Source organism: Pseudomonas sp. GL_139_B (assembly GCF_057834475.1).
In genome coordinates this window covers 5489817-5505977 of record NZ_CM174403.1, presented here as the reverse complement: position 1 = coordinate 5505977, position 16161 = coordinate 5489817, and the positions used below count along the sequence as shown (strand labels likewise).

The 16161-nt window shown below is 59.4% G+C and carries 17 protein-coding genes and 1 pseudogene; 13 read left to right on the top strand and 5 right to left on the bottom strand.

Translation table 11 applies throughout. The annotated features are described in order from the left end of the window. Positions 1-311 precede the first annotated feature (311 nt). Genes AC3ISI_RS25215 through AC3ISI_RS25205 form a run of 3 tightly spaced genes read left to right on the top strand, consistent with a single transcriptional unit; the run spans position 312 to position 2935 of the window. Entirely contained in the window at positions 312-1298 is a 987-nt protein-coding gene (locus tag AC3ISI_RS25215; protein ID WP_489334292.1) for an ABC transporter substrate-binding protein, read from the top strand. Positions 1299-1307: 9 nt separating this feature from the next. After that, positions 1308-2111, top strand: a complete 804-nt coding sequence (locus AC3ISI_RS25210; RefSeq protein WP_140669488.1) for an ABC transporter permease — start codon at positions 1308-1310, stop codon at positions 2109-2111. Beyond that, on the top strand, positions 2099-2935 hold the full coding sequence (locus tag AC3ISI_RS25205; protein WP_489334290.1) for an ABC transporter ATP-binding protein: 837 nt from the start codon (positions 2099-2101) through the stop codon (positions 2933-2935). The genes AC3ISI_RS25210 and AC3ISI_RS25205 overlap by 13 nt, the downstream gene beginning before the upstream one ends. A 129-nt stretch (positions 2936-3064) precedes the next feature. Here AC3ISI_RS25205 and AC3ISI_RS25200 read toward each other — a convergent pair whose 3' ends face one another. Together AC3ISI_RS25200 and AC3ISI_RS25195 are read right to left on the bottom strand one after the other, a co-directional pair. Continuing rightward, positions 3065-4138, bottom strand: a complete 1074-nt coding sequence (locus AC3ISI_RS25200) for an endonuclease/exonuclease/phosphatase family protein (RefSeq protein ID WP_489334289.1) — start codon at positions 4136-4138, stop codon at positions 3065-3067. Positions 4139-4204: 66 nt separating this feature from the next. After that, entirely contained in the window at positions 4205-4879 is a 675-nt protein-coding gene (locus AC3ISI_RS25195; protein ID WP_489334288.1) for a hypothetical protein, read from the bottom strand. Between the two features lie 179 nt (positions 4880-5058). Here AC3ISI_RS25195 and AC3ISI_RS25190 point away from each other — a divergent pair, with 179 nt between their 5' ends. The 5 genes and pseudogenes from AC3ISI_RS25190 to AC3ISI_RS25170 form a co-directional block, all read left to right on the top strand. Next, entirely contained in the window at positions 5059-5829 is a 771-nt protein-coding gene (locus AC3ISI_RS25190; RefSeq protein WP_489334286.1) for a DUF2076 domain-containing protein, read from the top strand. Positions 5830-5969: 140 nt separating this feature from the next. Continuing rightward, positions 5970-6449: a LabA-like NYN domain-containing protein gene (locus AC3ISI_RS25185; protein ID WP_007946629.1), complete on the top strand. Its 480-nt coding sequence runs from the start codon at positions 5970-5972 to the stop codon at positions 6447-6449. 22 nt (positions 6450-6471) lie between these two features. Beyond that, positions 6472-7083, top strand: coding sequence for a 3'-5' exonuclease (locus tag AC3ISI_RS25180; protein WP_489334285.1), 612 nt, complete (start codon positions 6472-6474; stop codon positions 7081-7083). 467 nt (positions 7084-7550) lie between these two features. After that, complete coding sequence (locus AC3ISI_RS25175) at positions 7551-8066, top strand: BRO-N domain-containing protein (RefSeq protein WP_489334284.1); 516 nt, start codon at positions 7551-7553, stop codon at positions 8064-8066. Positions 8067-8156: 90 nt separating this feature from the next. Further along, positions 8157-8231, top strand: a pseudogene (locus tag AC3ISI_RS25170) (3'-5' exonuclease); the annotation flags it as partial. A 115-nt stretch (positions 8232-8346) separates the two neighbouring features. Here the strand turns inward: AC3ISI_RS25170 and AC3ISI_RS25165 are convergent. Next, positions 8347-8799 carry an Lrp/AsnC family transcriptional regulator gene (locus AC3ISI_RS25165; protein WP_489334283.1) on the bottom strand — a complete coding sequence of 151 codons (453 nt, stop codon included), beginning with the start codon at positions 8797-8799 and terminating at the stop codon, positions 8347-8349. 163 nt (positions 8800-8962) lie between these two features. Here AC3ISI_RS25165 and yedA point away from each other — a divergent pair, with 163 nt between their 5' ends. After that, positions 8963-9889 carry a drug/metabolite exporter YedA gene (yedA, locus tag AC3ISI_RS25160; RefSeq protein WP_489334282.1) on the top strand — a complete coding sequence of 309 codons (927 nt, stop codon included), beginning with the start codon at positions 8963-8965 and terminating at the stop codon, positions 9887-9889. A gap of 78 nt (positions 9890-9967) precedes the next feature. Next, a complete protein-coding gene (rhlE1, locus tag AC3ISI_RS25155) occupies positions 9968-11302 on the top strand; it encodes an RNA helicase RhlE1 (RefSeq protein ID WP_223519368.1) in 1335 nt (444 codons plus the stop codon). A 135-nt stretch (positions 11303-11437) separates the two neighbouring features. Here rhlE1 and AC3ISI_RS25150 read toward each other — a convergent pair whose 3' ends face one another. Together AC3ISI_RS25150 and AC3ISI_RS25145 are read right to left on the bottom strand one after the other, a co-directional pair. Next, complete coding sequence (locus tag AC3ISI_RS25150) at positions 11438-12679, bottom strand: TIGR03862 family flavoprotein (protein WP_489334281.1); 1242 nt, start codon at positions 12677-12679, stop codon at positions 11438-11440. A 296-nt stretch (positions 12680-12975) separates the two neighbouring features. Then, entirely contained in the window at positions 12976-13896 is a 921-nt protein-coding gene (locus tag AC3ISI_RS25145) for a histone deacetylase family protein (RefSeq protein ID WP_489334280.1), read from the bottom strand. A 73-nt stretch (positions 13897-13969) separates the two neighbouring features. Here AC3ISI_RS25145 and AC3ISI_RS25140 point away from each other — a divergent pair, with 73 nt between their 5' ends. The 3 genes from AC3ISI_RS25140 (at position 13970) to AC3ISI_RS25130 (ending at position 16108) form a co-directional block, all read left to right on the top strand. Continuing rightward, positions 13970-14539, top strand: a complete 570-nt coding sequence (locus AC3ISI_RS25140; RefSeq protein ID WP_489334279.1) for a GNAT family N-acetyltransferase — start codon at positions 13970-13972, stop codon at positions 14537-14539. Positions 14540-14648: 109 nt separating this feature from the next. After that, complete coding sequence (tesB, locus tag AC3ISI_RS25135) at positions 14649-15518, top strand: acyl-CoA thioesterase II (protein WP_489334278.1); 870 nt, start codon at positions 14649-14651, stop codon at positions 15516-15518. Next, complete coding sequence (locus tag AC3ISI_RS25130; RefSeq protein WP_027924249.1) at positions 15515-16108, top strand: HAD family hydrolase; 594 nt, start codon at positions 15515-15517, stop codon at positions 16106-16108. The genes tesB and AC3ISI_RS25130 overlap by 4 nt, the downstream gene beginning before the upstream one ends. The last annotated feature ends 53 nt before the right edge of the window (positions 16109-16161 follow it).

The window sequence follows — 16161 nt, the reverse complement described above, 5'->3', positions numbered from 1 at the left end:
AAGTCCCTTGTGGGAGCGAGCCTGCTCGCGAATGCTATGGCCGATTCACCGCACCTCGCACCTTTTGCACTCCCCTCGGGCACCCCCGCCCACACCGCCCTTTTCCAGTGCGCGCTACATAGCTTTTTCATCATTCGCCTCGACATATTTCCTAATTTTCCTTCTCCCCGCACTGGGCCAACATCGACTTCGCCAGTCAGCCCGATGCTGCCCGCCGCAAGGTCCATCAGAGACCTGAGGTGACAGCCGATTTTCAGGGCCGCTGGCCGTACTGCCCATCAAAACTAAATCAACAGCTTTGGGAGTGCTCCATGATCAAGTCCTTGCTAACCCGCATCGCTCATCCATTGGCGATCACCGCTATTGCCGCCACGGTCGCCACCAGCGCCCAGGCCGGCACCCTATCCATCGGTCACACCACCTGGGTCGGCTACGGCACCCTCTACCTGGCTCAGGACCTGGGCTACTTCAAGGAAAACGGCTTGACCGTCGAATTGCCCGTCGTCGAAGAGGCATCGATGTACATGGCCGCCCAGGCTTCGGGCGAGTTGTCAGGCTCGGCGTCGACCATCGACGAAGTGCTGAAGTACCGTCCGCAATTCTGCTTCAAGGCTGTGGCCGCGCTGGATGACAGCCATGGTGGCGACGGCGTGCTGGTGGGGAAGGACGTCAAGACTCTGCAGGAGCTCAAAGGCAAAGCGGTGGCGGTGAACGAAGGGTCGACCTCGCAGTTCTGGTTGTCGTATTTGCTGAAGAAACACGGCATGACCATGAGCGACATCACCGTGCAGAACATGACGGCTGATGACGCTGCCACTGCGTTCATCGCCGGTCGCGTGCCCGCGGCGGTGACGTGGGAGCCGCATCTGTCGATGGTGCGTGACAAGCAGCAGGGCAAGGTGCTGATCGACAGCAGCAGCACGCCGGGCGTGATTGTCGATGTGGTGGCGCTGAACTGCTCGGTGATCGAGAAACAGCCGCAAGACGTGAAGGCCTTGGTCGCCGGCCTGTACAAAGCCGTGAAATACACCCAGGAACATCCGGAAGAAGCCTACAAAATCATGGCCAAAGGTGTCGGCGGTTACCTCGCCGATCCGAAGGAACTGGCCGCCGCCGCGCGAGGCGTGCGTTTCTACGATCAGGCCATGAGCGAAAAACTCCTCGGCTCGCCGGGCAAGCCGGGCGACAGCGAACCACTGATCAAACTGGCCAATGAAACCGCCAGTGAACTGCAGGGCAAACCCTACAACGTCAGCAATGACGACCTGATCGACAACCGTTTCGTCACCCCGCTGTAGGAGGTTTGCATGTTCAAGCGCAATTCATGGCTGAGCCGCTGCATCACGCCCAAGACCGGCTTGCCGGTTCAGGTGATCTGGAGCGCAAGCGGTCTGGCCTGGGTGTTGTTGATCGGCCTGTGGGCCGGGTTGTCCTACGGCGGCGTGGTGCCGGGCATGTTCCTGCCGACACCGGGCGCGGTGGTCGAGGCCGCTGTGCGCCTGGGGCGCGACGGCACCCTTGGCCTGCATGTGTGGGCCAGTCTTGAAGTGGTGATGGTCGGTTTCATTGTCTCGTCGCTGGTAGCGGTACCGCTGGGGTTGCTGATGGGCAGCTTTCGCATCGTTCAGGCGTTCCTTGAGCCGATGGTCAATTTCATCCGCTACCTGCCGGTGACCTCGTTCGTGCCGCTGTTCATTCTGTGGATCGGTATCGGTCTGGAACAGCGGGTCTCGGTGATCATCTTCGGCGTGTTTTTCCAGCAACTGGTGATGATCGCGGACGTGTCCAAAGGCATCTCCAAAGACTTGATCAACGCCTCTTATACCTTGGGTTCGACCCGTCGCGACGCGGTGCTGCATGTGATCGCCCCGGCGTCGTTGCCGGGCGTGCTCGACACCTTGCGGGTGACCATGGGCTGGGCCTGGACCTACCTGGTGGTGGCCGAACTGGTCGCCGCTTCCAGTGGCCTGGGTTACTTGAGCCTAAAAGCCATGCGTGGCTTTCAAGTGGATGTGATTTTCCTGGCAATCGCGATCATCGGCCTGTTGGGCCTGGTCACCGATCAACTGTTCCGTTTCCTACGTCTGAGGATCGCCGCATGGGCTCAGTAAGCGCCGTCAACCCTCGCTTTGTCACACCCTCGGCCGCCCCGGTGCAGGCCGCCCCAAAGCTGCAAGTGGACAAGGTCAGCCTGCGCTATCAGAAACCTGACGGCGGCATGTTCACAGCGCTGGAGCAGGTGTCGTTCGAAGTGCCGGACCAACAATTCGCCGTGCTGGTCGGGCCTTCGGGTTGCGGCAAGTCGAGTCTGCTGTACCTCACCGCCGGGCTCAACGAACCCACCGAAGGCGAGATCTACGTTGGTGGCCAGCAAGTGCAGGGGCCGGGTGCGGACCGCGGCATGGTGTTCCAGAGCTACACGCTGTTCCCGTGGCTGACCGTGCGCCAGAACGTCGAATTCGGGCTCAAGCGTCGCGGTATGGCTGCTGCCCAGCGCAAGGAAATCGTCGACTACTACGTCAATGAAGTCGGCCTGAGCGGATTTGCCGACAACTACGCCAAGCAGCTGTCCGGCGGCATGATGCAGCGTGTGGCGATTGCTCGTGCACTGGCCAATGATCCGCAAATCCTGCTGATGGACGAACCTTTCGGCGCGCTCGACAGCCAGACGCGCCTGCAAATGCAGCAGCTGTTGTTGCGGGTCTGGGGCAACAGCAAGAAGACCGTGTTGTTCGTGACCCATGATATCGACGAGGCGGTTTTGCTCGGCGATCGAGTCTACGTGATGGGCGCCAGGCCTGGGCGGATCAAGCAGATTCTCGACGTGCCGATTGAGCGGCCACGGACCCTGGACATGGTCATGGAGCGCTCGTTTATCGATATGAAACGCAAAATCTTCGGGCTATTGCATGACGATCTGGAAGAGGTGCATTGAACCGATTTTCTGGTCTAACCCAATCCCTGTGGGAGCGAGCCTGCTCGCGAAGGCGGCTATACCTTCAACATTGATGTTGTCTGATACACCGCTTTCGCGAGCAGGCTCGCTCCCACAGGTTTTGTATTGTCAGTTGGCAGGTAGCAGGAACCGCGCAATCACCGGCAAGTGGTCGGAAATGCGCAACGTATCGTCCTGCCTCACCATCGCCTCGACCCGTTTGATGCGCGGACTGTAAAACAGGTAGTCAACAGTGCGGTCCGGGCCATTCAAGCCAGGATCATTCGGGTAATGCGTCAGCCACTGGGCCCGATCGACGCCGCTGGCTTCGTTGTTGGTCGGGATCATCGGGTATTTGTCCCACAGCACGTGCAGTGCGCTGTCGGCGGAGTAGGGCGTGCGCTGCTCGTCGGGCAATCGGCGAAACTGCCCCAGCGGCAACAGATTGAAATCGCCACCGATCAGCCACGGCGTGCCACGGCCTTCGAATTTATCGAGGACCTTGGCGACGGCGGTCACTTGGGCTTGCAACGTTTCGTCAGGCTGGAGGACGCGGTCCAGATGGGAAGTGAGAACCGCCATCTGCCCGCCGTCGTTCAACGGCAGATAAGTCACCAACAGGGCGTTTTTCGGCTTGAACTGGCGGCTGATCATGTTGGCCGGCGCGACCGGCAATTGTAGGCGTTCGGCGTGTTCGATCTGATAGCGGCTCAGCGTTGCCAGTTGCCGGCCAACGCTGCCGAAAATGTGCGGCTGCGGTACGAAATCGGCCTTCCAGTCGAAAGCGCGAGCGCTGCACGGATACAGGTCGGCGACCCGCTCTTGCAGGAGCTTGAACTGGTTCTGGTAATCGCTGGTCTTGGCGTTGTCATCGAGTTCCTGCAACAACACGATGTCGGGGTTTTCGTCGCGAATCACCCGCGCCACTTCGTCGAGGCTGAAAGCCATGTCTTCCAGTGTCGGCCTCTCGTCCTCACCCTGCGCCAGGTCGTTCCAGAACACGTAGCGTTTGCCCGCCAGGTACTGAACATTCCAGGTCATCACCTTCAACGCTTGGCCGGGCACCAGAGTTGGCGCTTGAACCGTGCAGCTGACGGGCACCACTTCCCTGGCGTCCGGGCGCCAGGTCAGGTTGTAGATCAGGGCGATTACGCCGATCACGATTAACAGACTCTGCAGGGTGTAGCGCAGTAGACGGGGCATGGCTCGGCTTATAGCGTTACAAAAGATGGCCCGGAGCATAACCGAGCGCCGCGCCGAAGCCCACGGTTAGAGCGGTTTATCAATCTTTTCGGGTTCGTCGCTGATCAGCATGAACAAACGGAACAACACCACACTAGTGAACAGTTGCAGGAAGCTGTGAGCACTGTCGATCACCAGGCTGATCACCGGGGCCTGTGGCTCTGGATACACCGCGAAGGTTGCGCCCTTGAGTACCCACAACGGGCCCATTACACACAGGATGCACACCAGAATGCGCATGAAATGGCCACGGGTCAGACGTAGGCTTTCCTTCATCGCCGCCAGCGGAGCCAGTCCTCGCAGCACCAGCAGGTATTCGCCGAAGGCCAGGGTCACCATCAGATAGATACCGGGCAGGAAGTACAGCGACAGGCCGAGCAGGATCAGCAGGGTGTTCAGGGCGGTCAGCAGGGCGAAGCGCGGCCACAGATAAGCGGCTCTCGACAGCAAAGCGCGATTGCCCGGCGATTCGCCACGACTGCGGGCGTCGAGAAACAGAATCAGGGCGGCGGTGTACAGCGGATAAACCAGCAAGCCGACGATCACACTGACGCCGGGAAAACTGTCCGGCTCGGTAGAGTGGTCGACCACTTGTTGCAGGAGCGCCTCAAGGATCACCAGCGGCAGGCACAGTTGCACAATCTGTCCCAGATTGCGCTTGAAGAAGTACAAGGAGTCACGCAGTACATCGAACGGATTCATCAGTCGGTATCGCTGGTTGGAAGCGGTGGCCCACTTTAACCGATGAAACCCTTGGGGGCGCAAACGTAAACGTAAGGTAAAGGTCATTGAAACGCCTTGTTTCAGCCTCCATTAAGGTGGGGCACCTTATCCTCTTCGGAAAAGGACAACGATTTTCCCCGGCAATCTACGAGGTCGCCATGAACAGCGAAGAACAAACCCTGATCGATGGACTGTTTTCCCGGCTGCAACAGGCCGAAACGGATTCAGCCCCGCGCGACGCCCAGGCCGAGGCGCGGATCAAGGAACACCTGACTCGCCAGCCTGCGGCCGGCTATTTCATGACCCAGGCGATTCTGGTTCAAGAAGCCGCCATCAAGAGTCTCGACGAGCAGAACAAACAACTGACCCAGCACGTGCAGCAATTGCAGGCCGAACTGCAGTCGGCCAAGGCTCAGACAGCGGCTCCGGCACCGGCGCCGAGCGGTGGTGGCTTTTTGTCGAGCATCTTCGGTGGCAGCACCCGCGACCCGCAGCCAGTGCCGACCCAAAGTGCCGCGCCGTCCACAGGCGGCTGGCGCGAACCGGCGCGGCCATCGTTCAATACGCAGCCACAGCAAAACTTCGGCTCAGCACCGCCTCAGCAGAATTACGCACCGCAGCAGCAAGCTCCGGCGGCTGGCAGCGGTTTTCTCGGAGGCGCACTGAAAACAGCGGCCGGTGTGGCGGGTGGCGTGATGCTGGCACAAGGCATCAGCAGCCTGTTCCATCACAATCAACAGCCGGAAGTGGTTGAAGTGATCAAGGAAGAGCCGGCTCAGGTCAGCGATCAACGCGATAGCGGCACTGGTTGGGGCGATGATCAGCGCATGGCTGACAACTCCAACGATCAGGGTGGTTTTGCCAACACTGATTACAACGATGACAGCTCATCGTTCTTCGGCGGCGATGACGACGATTCCTTCGTCTGACCCCTGTGGCGAGGGAGTAAGCTCCCTCGCCATATAGCCGATTATTCGCGGAACAATCCTTCGGGCTGGCATACTGGGCGACTTTTCGGGCCCTGTGCCTGATCTCGCCTGCGCGCCTGTGCGCCAAGAGGAAACCCGCGGTGAAAAAAATCGCAGTGTTCGCCGATGTTCAAAACCTCTATTACACCGTGCGTCAGGCCTATGGTTGCCACTTCAACTACGCCGCGTTGTGGGCTGACATCAGCAAACAGGGCGAGATTGTCGAGGCTTATGCCTACGCGATCGATCGCGGTGACAGCAAACAGCAGCAGTTTCAGCAGATCTTGCGCAACCTCGGTTTCACCGTGAAGCTCAAACCCTACATCCAGCGCAGCGATGGTTCGGCCAAGGGCGACTGGGACGTGGGCATCACCCTCGACATCATGGACGCAGCCGATCACGTCGACGAAGTGGTGCTGGCCTCCGGCGACGGTGATTTCGACATGCTGCTGGAGCGCATCATCAGCAAACACGGGGTGCAAGCGGTGGCCTACGGCGTACCGGGCCTCACCGCCAACTCGCTGATCCGCGCCGCCAGCCGTTATGTGCCCATCGAAGGCGCGTTGCTGCTCAAGAATTGATTTTTACGGAGTTGAAACAGGTTTGGAACGCATAGCAGTCATCGACTTTGAAACCACCGGGATCTCCCCGAGCAGCAGCTGCCGGGCCACTGAAATTGCCGTGGTGATTCTTGAACAGGGGCGCATCGTCGAGCGTTACCAAAGCCTGATGAATGCCGGCGTGCGCGTTCCGGCCTTCATCGAGCAACTGACCGGCATCAGCAACGCCATGCTGCGCACCGCGCCGTCGGCGGAGCAGGTGATGAACGAAGTCAACGAGTTCGTCGGCTGCACTCCGTTGCTCGCGCATAATGCGGCGTTCGACCAGAAGTTCTGGGACTTTGAGCTGGGGCGGATCAAACGCACGCGTTTGCAGAACTTTGCCTGCTCGCTGCTATTGGCCCGTCGGCTGATGCCAGCAGCGCCCAATCACAAACTCGGTACCCTCACCACGTTCGCCAACCTGCCCGATACCGGCAAGGCTCACCGGGCCATGGCCGATGCCGAGATGGCGGCCAACCTGACGGCGCATCTGGCTGAAGAATTGCGGCGCAAGCATGGGTTGCGCGAGTTGTCGCATGATTTGCTGTGCAGCTTGCAGAAAGTGCCGGCGGCGAAGATCAATGAACACCTCAAGCGCCATCGCGGATTTTAAGCACGCCACAAATCCCCTGTAGGAGCCGAGCTTGCTCGCGAAAACGGTGTATCAGTCGACATCAATGTTGAATGGTAAATCGCTTCGCGAGCAGGCTCGCTCCCACAGGGTCGGTGTTTGACGTTGTTCTTGTGTTTAACCACGCCTCAAATTCGATGATTACTCCTACCAAATATTAGGAATTTGTCCGTCTTGCCCCGTACCTGCGGCATCGATAACCTCTGGGACGTCGCTGCCAATTCAGCGACCGGGCCTGCAAGCTCGTCGAGGTTTGGTAGATAACTACAGTCGCACCTATAATCGTGTCGCTTTACTTGGCGACCATCGATTTATGGTGGCTGTGTACGGGGTGACCTTCGGGTCTGCCGGGGTTATCTATCGACTCGGTCTTGCAGACTCGTACACAGCTGCCACCCATCACCTGCAAGTGATGCTGGTAACTTCAACTTTTCGATGGATTATTCGCCATGATCAAAGTTACCCCCAATCCCCCAGAAGACTCTGCGCAATCAGCTTCGAGCGCAGCTCACGTCATCCCCAAAACATTCATCCGTCACCACATCCAGCTACGAGCACTTTTGCTGCATGCAGAGCCTTGGTTCTGTGCCCGCGATATCGGCCGATTAATGGGTGTGGACTTAAATGGAAGGCAAGTGCTCAAGCTTGATGCGGATCAGAAACAACTGATGTGTCTGTCCGGAAATGATGACCTCGAAGAGACCTTGATGTTGAGTGAGTCGGGCGTATACGCGATGTTGGTGTATCACTATTGCCCGGAAAACCGCCATTTGCGGCGTTGGCTGACACACGATGTGGTGCCGATGTTGCGGGCGGAAGAGGGGGCCATTTCGAATCAAGCGCCGCGTATGCGGGCAATGGAATGGGCGGGCGGAACGCTGCGGCTGCTGCATTGGCGCAAAGAACCCTGGGTGCGCCTGCGGGATATGCCGGGTTTGTTGCCTGCAAGTTACAGCGGCGTCTGACAGATCGCTTCGCGAGTAAGCCCGCTCCCACAGGAATGAGGTAACACCTGTGGGAACGGGTTGTTGAAGGCCCACCGGGACATGGCCGATGATTGGCTGTGCAGCTTGCAGAAAGTGCCGGCGGCGAAGATCAACGAACACCTCAAGCGCCATCGCGGATTTTAAGCACGCCACAAATCCCCTGTAGGAGCTGAGCTTGCTCGCGATGACGGTTGGACAGTCAACATTGATGGTGACTGACATGCCGCCATCGCCAGCAAGCTCAGCTCCTACAGGAGAACTATTTGCCATTCCCTTCCAGTTGTCCCAACGGCACACGCTTTTCTATCGCACTCGACAACACAATCGACGTCTTGCTGAACCCGAACTTGGCAACCTTGTTGATCAACTCCTCCAGCTCCGGCATCGAACCCACCGCCGCTTGCATGATCACGCACGGATCGCCGGTGACCCTGTGGCACTCGGTCAATTGCGGGATTTTGATCAAGTCGTCGTAGGCCTTTTGATTGCCATGCTGGTTCAGGCGCAGTTCAATAACGCACTGGATCGGCAAACCGAGCTTGGCCATGTCGACTTTAGCCTGGTAGCCGGTAATCACACCGCTGGCTTCCAGTTTGGCCACGCGCTCGGCCACGGCCGGGGCGGACAGGTTGACCTTGCGCGCGAGGTCGGCGTAGGACGCACGACCGTTTTCCAGCAGGGCGCCGAGGAGCATGCGATCGTATTTATCCATCGTCGTACACCTGAAACATGACTGACTTTCGAAAGCACGGTTTATAGCGCCGATCTCCGTGTTTTGAAAAGTGTACCGGCGCTATAAACAGGTTTTGTAACTTATTTTTGGCGCTTGGCCTTTCTAGAATAGCTGTTCACATTGTCCTGTCATCGAGCTGCTCATGCCTGGCTTACGTCGTTTTCCCTTACCGTTGATCGCCGCCTTTTTCGCGCTGTATGTAATTTGGGGATCGACCTATCTGGTGATCCGCATCGGCGTGGGGTACTGGCCGCCGTTGCTTCTCGCGGGGATCCGTTTTGTACTCGCCGGGACATTGATGTATGCCTTCCTGCGCTGGCGCGGGGCGCCGGCTCCGACATGGGCGCAGTGGAAAGCCGCCGGCATTATCGGGATCTTGCTGCTCGCTGGCGGTAACGGTGGAGTCAGTGTGGCCGAACACATGGGGGTGGCATCCGGTGTGGCCGCTTTGGCGATAGCGACGGTGCCGTTGTTTACCTTGTTGTGCGGATATTTCTGGGGCGCGCGTAATACCCGTCTCGAATGGGCCGGGATTGCGCTCGGGCTGATCGGCATTGCCATGTTGAATCTCGGTTCGAACCTGCAGTCGAGCCCGTTGGGAGCTGCATTGCTTGTGTTCGCGGCAGCTTCCTGGGCATTCGGTTCGGTCTGGAGCAAGCACTTGCCGTTGCCCAAGGGGGCGATGGCCAGTGCTGTGGAAATGCTGGTCGGCGGCGTAGCGCTGCTGATCGGCAGTGCACTGAGCGGCGAGCATCTGCAAGCCATGCCACCGATCGAAGGTTGGGCAGCCCTGGCGTATCTGACGTTCTTCGGTTCGATTATCGCGTTCAACGCCTACATGTATCTGTTGAAACATGTGCGTCCGGCGGCGGCCACCAGTTATGCCTACGTCAACCCGGCGGTGGCGGTAATGTTGGGCATCGTGTTTGTCGGCGAGACCATTGGAATCGAAGAAGGGCTGGCCATGCTGGTGATCATCAGCGCCGTGGTGTTGATCGGTTTGCCGCAGTGGCGCCGGGCGCCTGAGCAGCCGGCTGTAGTCGCGCCGACAGAATCCCGTGTGAATTAGGGTAAACTGCGCGCCATTGCATCTTTTTTTGCACACTTGTTTTGAAAAACCCGCGCTGAATTTTCCTACGGTAATCCCATGACTTTCGCCACCCTTGGCCTGATCGAACCCTTGCTGCGCTCTCTCGAGACGCTCGGCTACCAGACCCCGACGCCGGTTCAGGCGCAAGCCATTCCGGCGGTGCTGGCCGGTCGCGACCTGATGGCTGCGGCCCAGACCGGTACTGGCAAGACTGCCGGTTTCGCGCTGCCGCTCCTGCAATTGCTGGCCATGGAAGGGCCGAAAGTCACTGCCAACTCCGTACGCGCACTGATTCTGGTGCCGACCCGCGAACTGGCGGAACAGGTTCACGAAGCCGTGCGTCAGTACGCCGAGAACCTGCCGTTGAGCACTTACGCGGTGTACGGCGGCGTCAGCATCAACCCGCAAATGATGAAACTGCGCAAAGGCGTGGACTTGTTGGTAGCCACACCGGGCCGCTTGCTCGACCTGTTCCGTCAGAACGCACTCAAGTTCAATCAGCTGCAAACCCTGGTGCTGGACGAAGCCGATCGCATGCTCGATCTGGGCTTTTCCGAAGAACTGGGCAACATTTACAAGGCGCTGCCGAAGAAACGTCAGACGCTGTTGTTCTCGGCGACGTTCTCCGATGCGATCCGCACGCTGGCCGGGCAGATGCTCAACGATCCGCTGAGCATCGAAGTCAGCCCGCGTAACGTGGCGGCCAACACGGTCAAACAGTGGGTCGTGACGGTCGACAAGAAACGCAAGCCGGAACTGTTCGTTCACTTGTTGCGCAAAGGCAAGTGGAAGCAAGTGCTGGTGTTCGCCAAGACCCGCAACGGCGTCGACGCTCTTGTGGAAAAACTCCAGGGCCTGGGCATCAATGCCGACGGCATCCACGGCGACAAACCACAGGCTACGCGTCAGCGCGCGCTGGACCGTTTCAAGGCCAGCGAAGTGCAGATCCTGGTCGCCACCGACGTCGCGGCCCGTGGTCTGGACATTGAAGACTTGCCGTTGGTGGTCAACTTTGACCTGCCGATTGTGGCCGAGGATTACATCCACCGCATCGGTCGTACCGGCCGTGCGGGTAACACCGGGCAGGCCATTTCACTGGTGTGCGCCGATGAAGTGAATCTGCTGTCGGCCATCGAGACGTTGACCCGTCAGACCTTGCCTCGGCAGATGGAACATGACTTCGAACCTGAGCACCGCGTACCGGACACCGATGCCAGCGGTCAGGTGGTGAAGAAGCCGAAAAAGCCGAAGAAGCCAAAGACCTCCAGCGGCGGCAAGCGCAACCTGGGCAAGTGGGTTGAGAGCGGGGATGCTTCGGCGCCGGAGCCTTCGATCAAGCCTGTGCGTAAAGTGCCGGTGTTCAATACCGGGCCGCGCAAGCGTAAGCCTTAAATAGCGGCGGCGTCTGTTAAGCCGCCATCGCGAGCAAGCTCGCTCCCACAGGGGATTTTCTGTGAACACACAATATGTGAACACTAGAGATTAATTGTGGGAGCGAGCCTGCTCGCGAAGGGCGCGCCACGGTCTTCAGCCTTGGTGTTTCAACCACTCCACCATCCCCATCCCCGCCGCGCGCCCACTGGCGAAACACGCGGTCAGCAGATAGCCGCCCGTCGGCGCTTCCCAATCCAGCATCTCCCCCGCGCAGAACACGCCAGGCAACTGCTTGAGCATCAAGCGTTCATCCATCGACTCAAACATCACGCCCCCGGCGCTGCTGATGGCTTCGTCCAGCGGGCGGGTTTTCACCAGCGTCAGCGGCAATGCCTTGATCGCTTTGGCCAGCAATGCCGGGTCGGTGAAGCAGTCGGCCGGCGTCAGTTCACGCAGCAACGCAGCTTTGACGCCATCAATGCCTAGCTGACTGTGCAGGTGTTTGGACATCGAACGTGAACCGCGCGGTTTGCTCAGCGCTGCCTGCACTTTATCCACAGGCTTGCCCGGCAACAGGTCAAGGTGAATAGTCGCCGAGCCGTCCAGGTTGATGGCTTCGCGGATTGGTGCCGACAGGGCGTAGATTAGACTGCCTTCAATCCCGGTCGCCGTGATCACACATTCCCCGAGCCGTGGCACATCGTCATTGAGGCCGATGGCGATGTTTTTCAGCGGCGCGCCGGCGAATTTACTGACCATCAATTCGCTCCATGCCTGCACCTCGAAGCCGCAATTGCTCGGTTGCAACGACGCCAGTCCTACGCCGCGTTGTTCCAGCGGCAGCATCCACGCGCCATCTGAACCGAGGCGCGACCAACTGCCGCCGCCGAGGGCCAGCAGGGTGGCGTCAGGTGACAGGCTTTTTTCACCGTCGGGGCTCGACACATTCAAGCTACCGTCGGCATTCCAGCCGAGCCACCGGTGGCGGGTGTGGATAACTACGCCGGCATCTCGCAAGCGTTTGAGCCAGGCGCGCAACAGGGGCGCGGCTTTCATGTCGGTCGGAAACACCCGGCCGGAGCTGCCGACAAAGGTTTCGATGCCCAGGTCATGAATCCATTGGCACAGCGCGTCGGCGCCAAAGGATCGCAGCAGCGGCGCAATCTGCGGGGCGCGCTCGGCGTAGCGCGAGAGAAACGCCGGGTAGGCTTCGGAATGGGTGATGTTCATGCCGCCGACCCCGGCCAGCAGGAATTTGCGTCCCACCGAAGGCATGCCGTCGTACAGGTCAACCTTGACCCCGGCCTGGCTCAAAACTTCAGCCGCCATCAGGCCGGCAGGGCCGCCGCCGATGATGGCGACTTGAGGGGGGAGGGGAGTCAACGGCTGAGTCATGATGAGCGCTGTAGTGTGGCGGAATAGCCGCGCATTCTAGCAGTACCCAATAACTGTGGGAGCGGCGGTGCGACGCTTCGACTTGCCCGCGATAGCGGAGTGTCAGTCAACAAAGATGTTGAATGTGCAGGCTCCATCGCGGGCAAGCCCGCTCCCACAGGGGATTTGTTGTGTGTTCATGATCTGGTTAAAAAACAACCATCATTGTGCAGCCTATACGCCGCATGGGCTGTAGGCCCTTCCACTCAGGTTATCCACAGGCAGTTCCACAGGCATTGTGGGTAAAGACCCACGACTCAGTGACAACCTGATGACTGCCACACCCGTTGCGCGCTGTGATGCAGAATCCCATGCCGCCGCGCCAATGCCTTGCGGTCCTTGCTGTACCCGCCGCCAATCACCCCGACCACCGGAATATCCCGGCCCAGACAATGACGCATCACGCTTTCATCACGCGCGGCCACGCCTTCGTCCGTCAGCTTTAAATAACCCAGTGCGTCGTCCTTGTGCACATCGACCCCAGCGTCATACAGCACCAGATCCGGTTGATAGAGCGGCAGCAAATAGTTGAGCGCATCGTCGACCACTTTCAGGTATTCCACATCGCCCATGCCCTTGGGCAACGGGATGTCCCAGTCACTTTCGGCTTTGCGTGCAGGAAAATTCTTTTCGCAGTGCAGGGAAACGGTCACCGCGTCCGGGGTGTTGTGCAGGATTCGTGCAGTCCCGTCGCCCTGATGCACGTCGCAATCGAAGATCAACACCCGATTCACCCGGCCACTTTCCAGCAGGTAATGGCTGATCACCGCCAGGTCATTGAAGATGCAGAAACCGGCCGGGTAGTCGTAATGCGCGTGATGGGTGCCGCCCGCCAAGTGACAGGCCAAACCGTGCTCCAGCGCCTGTTCCGCCGCCAACAATGAACCGCCGACTGCGCGCACCGTGCGCCGGGCCAGGGCTTCGCTCCAGGGTAGGCCGAGGCGCCGTTGGTCTTCACGGGACAACTCACCACTCATGTAACGTTCGATATAGGCAGCGTCATGGGCGAGGGCGAGAATCTCTGGGGGGCAGAGCTCTGGGCGCAGCAGATCGGCGTCCCGGGTCAGACCGCTGTCCACCAGGTGATCGCGCAACAAGCGAAACTTGTCCATGGGGAAGCGGTGATCCGCCGGGAACTCGGGGCTGTAGTCTTCGTGATAAATCAGCGGCAGCGGCATGATGATTTCATGTGGGAATGAGAGACGGATCCTACCAGCGATGTAGACTTGCGGCATGGAAAGGGGGAACGCAATGGAGCCAATACTGGAACTCGAAAGCGCGCGATTGTTGTTACGGCAGTGGCGCGATGAGGATTTGCCGGAATTTGCGGCGATGTGTGCCGATCCGCAGGTGATGCGATATTTCCCGACCCCGTTGAGTCGTTTGGAAAGTGCTTCGCTGATCGGGCGAATACGCGGGCATTTTGCCGAGCATGGTTTTGGCCTGTGGGCACTGCAACGCAAAGATACCGGCCAGTTCATCGGCTTTACCGGATTAGGTGTGGTTGGCTTCGACGCGCCTTTCACCCCGGCGACTGAAATCGGCTGGCGCCTGGCCCGCGAGCATTGGGGATTGGGCTACGCCAATGAAGCGGCGTGGACGGCTCTGCGTTGCGGGTTTGACCGGTTGGCGCTGAAAGAAATCGTGTCCTTCACCACTCAAACCAACACCCCTTCCGAGAAAGTCATGCAGGCGATTGGAATGCACCATGATTCAGCCGATGACTTTGAGCACCCAAAGCTCGCGGCCGACCATCCCCTGCGTCACCATGTGCTGTACCGCATCACCCGTGAACAATGGCTGCAAACCTTGCATGGATAAGCCGACGCGGACGTTTACAATGGCTTCCATATGATTGGCCCGGGCCAGAAATTGAATCGACCGTCGCAGCCAAGACTGCGCGGCAAAGTTTTGCTTGAGGAGAGTCTGAATGAGCCAAGTATTGGATGATCTGGTCGATTTACTGACCCTGGAACCAATCGAAGAAAACCTGTTCCGTGGGCGCAGCCAGGACCTGGGTTTTCGCCAGTTGTTCGGCGGTCAGGTGATCGGTCAGTCGCTGTCGGCAGCCAGTCAGACGGTTGAAGAAGCGCGGCATGTGCATTCCATGCACGGGTATTTCCTGAGGCCTGGCGATTCCGCGTTGCCGGTGGTTTATCAGGTGGACCGGGTGCGTGACGGCGGCAGTTTCAGCACGCGCCGGGTGACGGCGATCCAGAAGGGCAACCCTATTTTCACCTGCAGCGCCTCGTTCCAGTACGACGAAAAAGGCTTTGAGCACCAGGCCCGGATGCCGGTTGTGGTCGGACCGGAAAACCTGCCCTCGGAACTGGAGCTCACCCAGCAGCATGCGCACCTGATCCCCGAGCACATGCGCGAAAAGCTGCTGTGCCCGAAACCGATCGAATTCCGCCCAGTGACCGAAAAAGATCCTTACAACCCGCAGCCCTCTGACCCGATCAAATACGTCTGGTTTCGTGCCGACGGCACCTTGGCCGACTCGCCGGCGCTGCACAAATACTTGTTGGCCTATGCGTCGGATTTCGGTCTGTTGGTCACCTCGATGCAGCCCCATGGCAAAACGGTCTGGCACAAAGACATGCAGGTCGCCAGCCTCGATCACGCACTGTGGTTCCATCAGGATCTGCGCGCCGATGACTGGTTGCTCTACGCGATGGACAGCCCGTGGGCCGGCAATTCCCGTGGCTTCAACCGTGGCAGCGTGTTCAACCGGGCCGGGCAACTGGTGGCTTCGGTCACGCAGGAAGGCCTGATTCGTCATCGCAAGGATTGGGCATGAGCCTGGCCGAGGTGCGCCATTGGGTGTTCGACATGGACGGCACCCTGACAGTAGCCGTGCATGACTTCGCAGCGATTCGCGTGGCATTGGCGATCCCGGCCGAAGACGACATCCTGACGCACCTCGCGGCCTTGCCGGCCGATGAAGCGGCGGCTAAACATGCGTGGCTGCTGGAGCACGAACGTGATCTGGCGCTGGGTTCGAAACCGGCGCCGGGTGCGGTGGAATTGGTGCGTGAATTGGCCGGACGCGGCTATCGCTTGGGCATTCTGACGCGCAATGCCCGGGAGCTGGCGCACGTCACGCTGGAGGCCATCGGCCTGGCCGACTGCTTTGCGGTGGAGGACGTGTTGGGGCGTGATGAAGCACCGCCTAAACCGCATCCCGGCGGCTTGCTGAAACTGGCCGAGGCCTGGAACGTGCCGGCGAGCGAGATGGTGATGGTCGGTGATTACCGGTTTGATCTGGATTGCGGGCGGGCGGCGGGAGCGCGGACGGTGTTGGTGAATTTGCCGGATAACCCGTGGCCGGAACTGACGGATTGGCATGCAGCGGATTGCGTGGCGTTGCGCGAAATGCTGTTGGCTTGAGGGCCTATTCGCGAGCAGGCTCGCTCCCACAGTGGATCTTCAGTGAACACAAT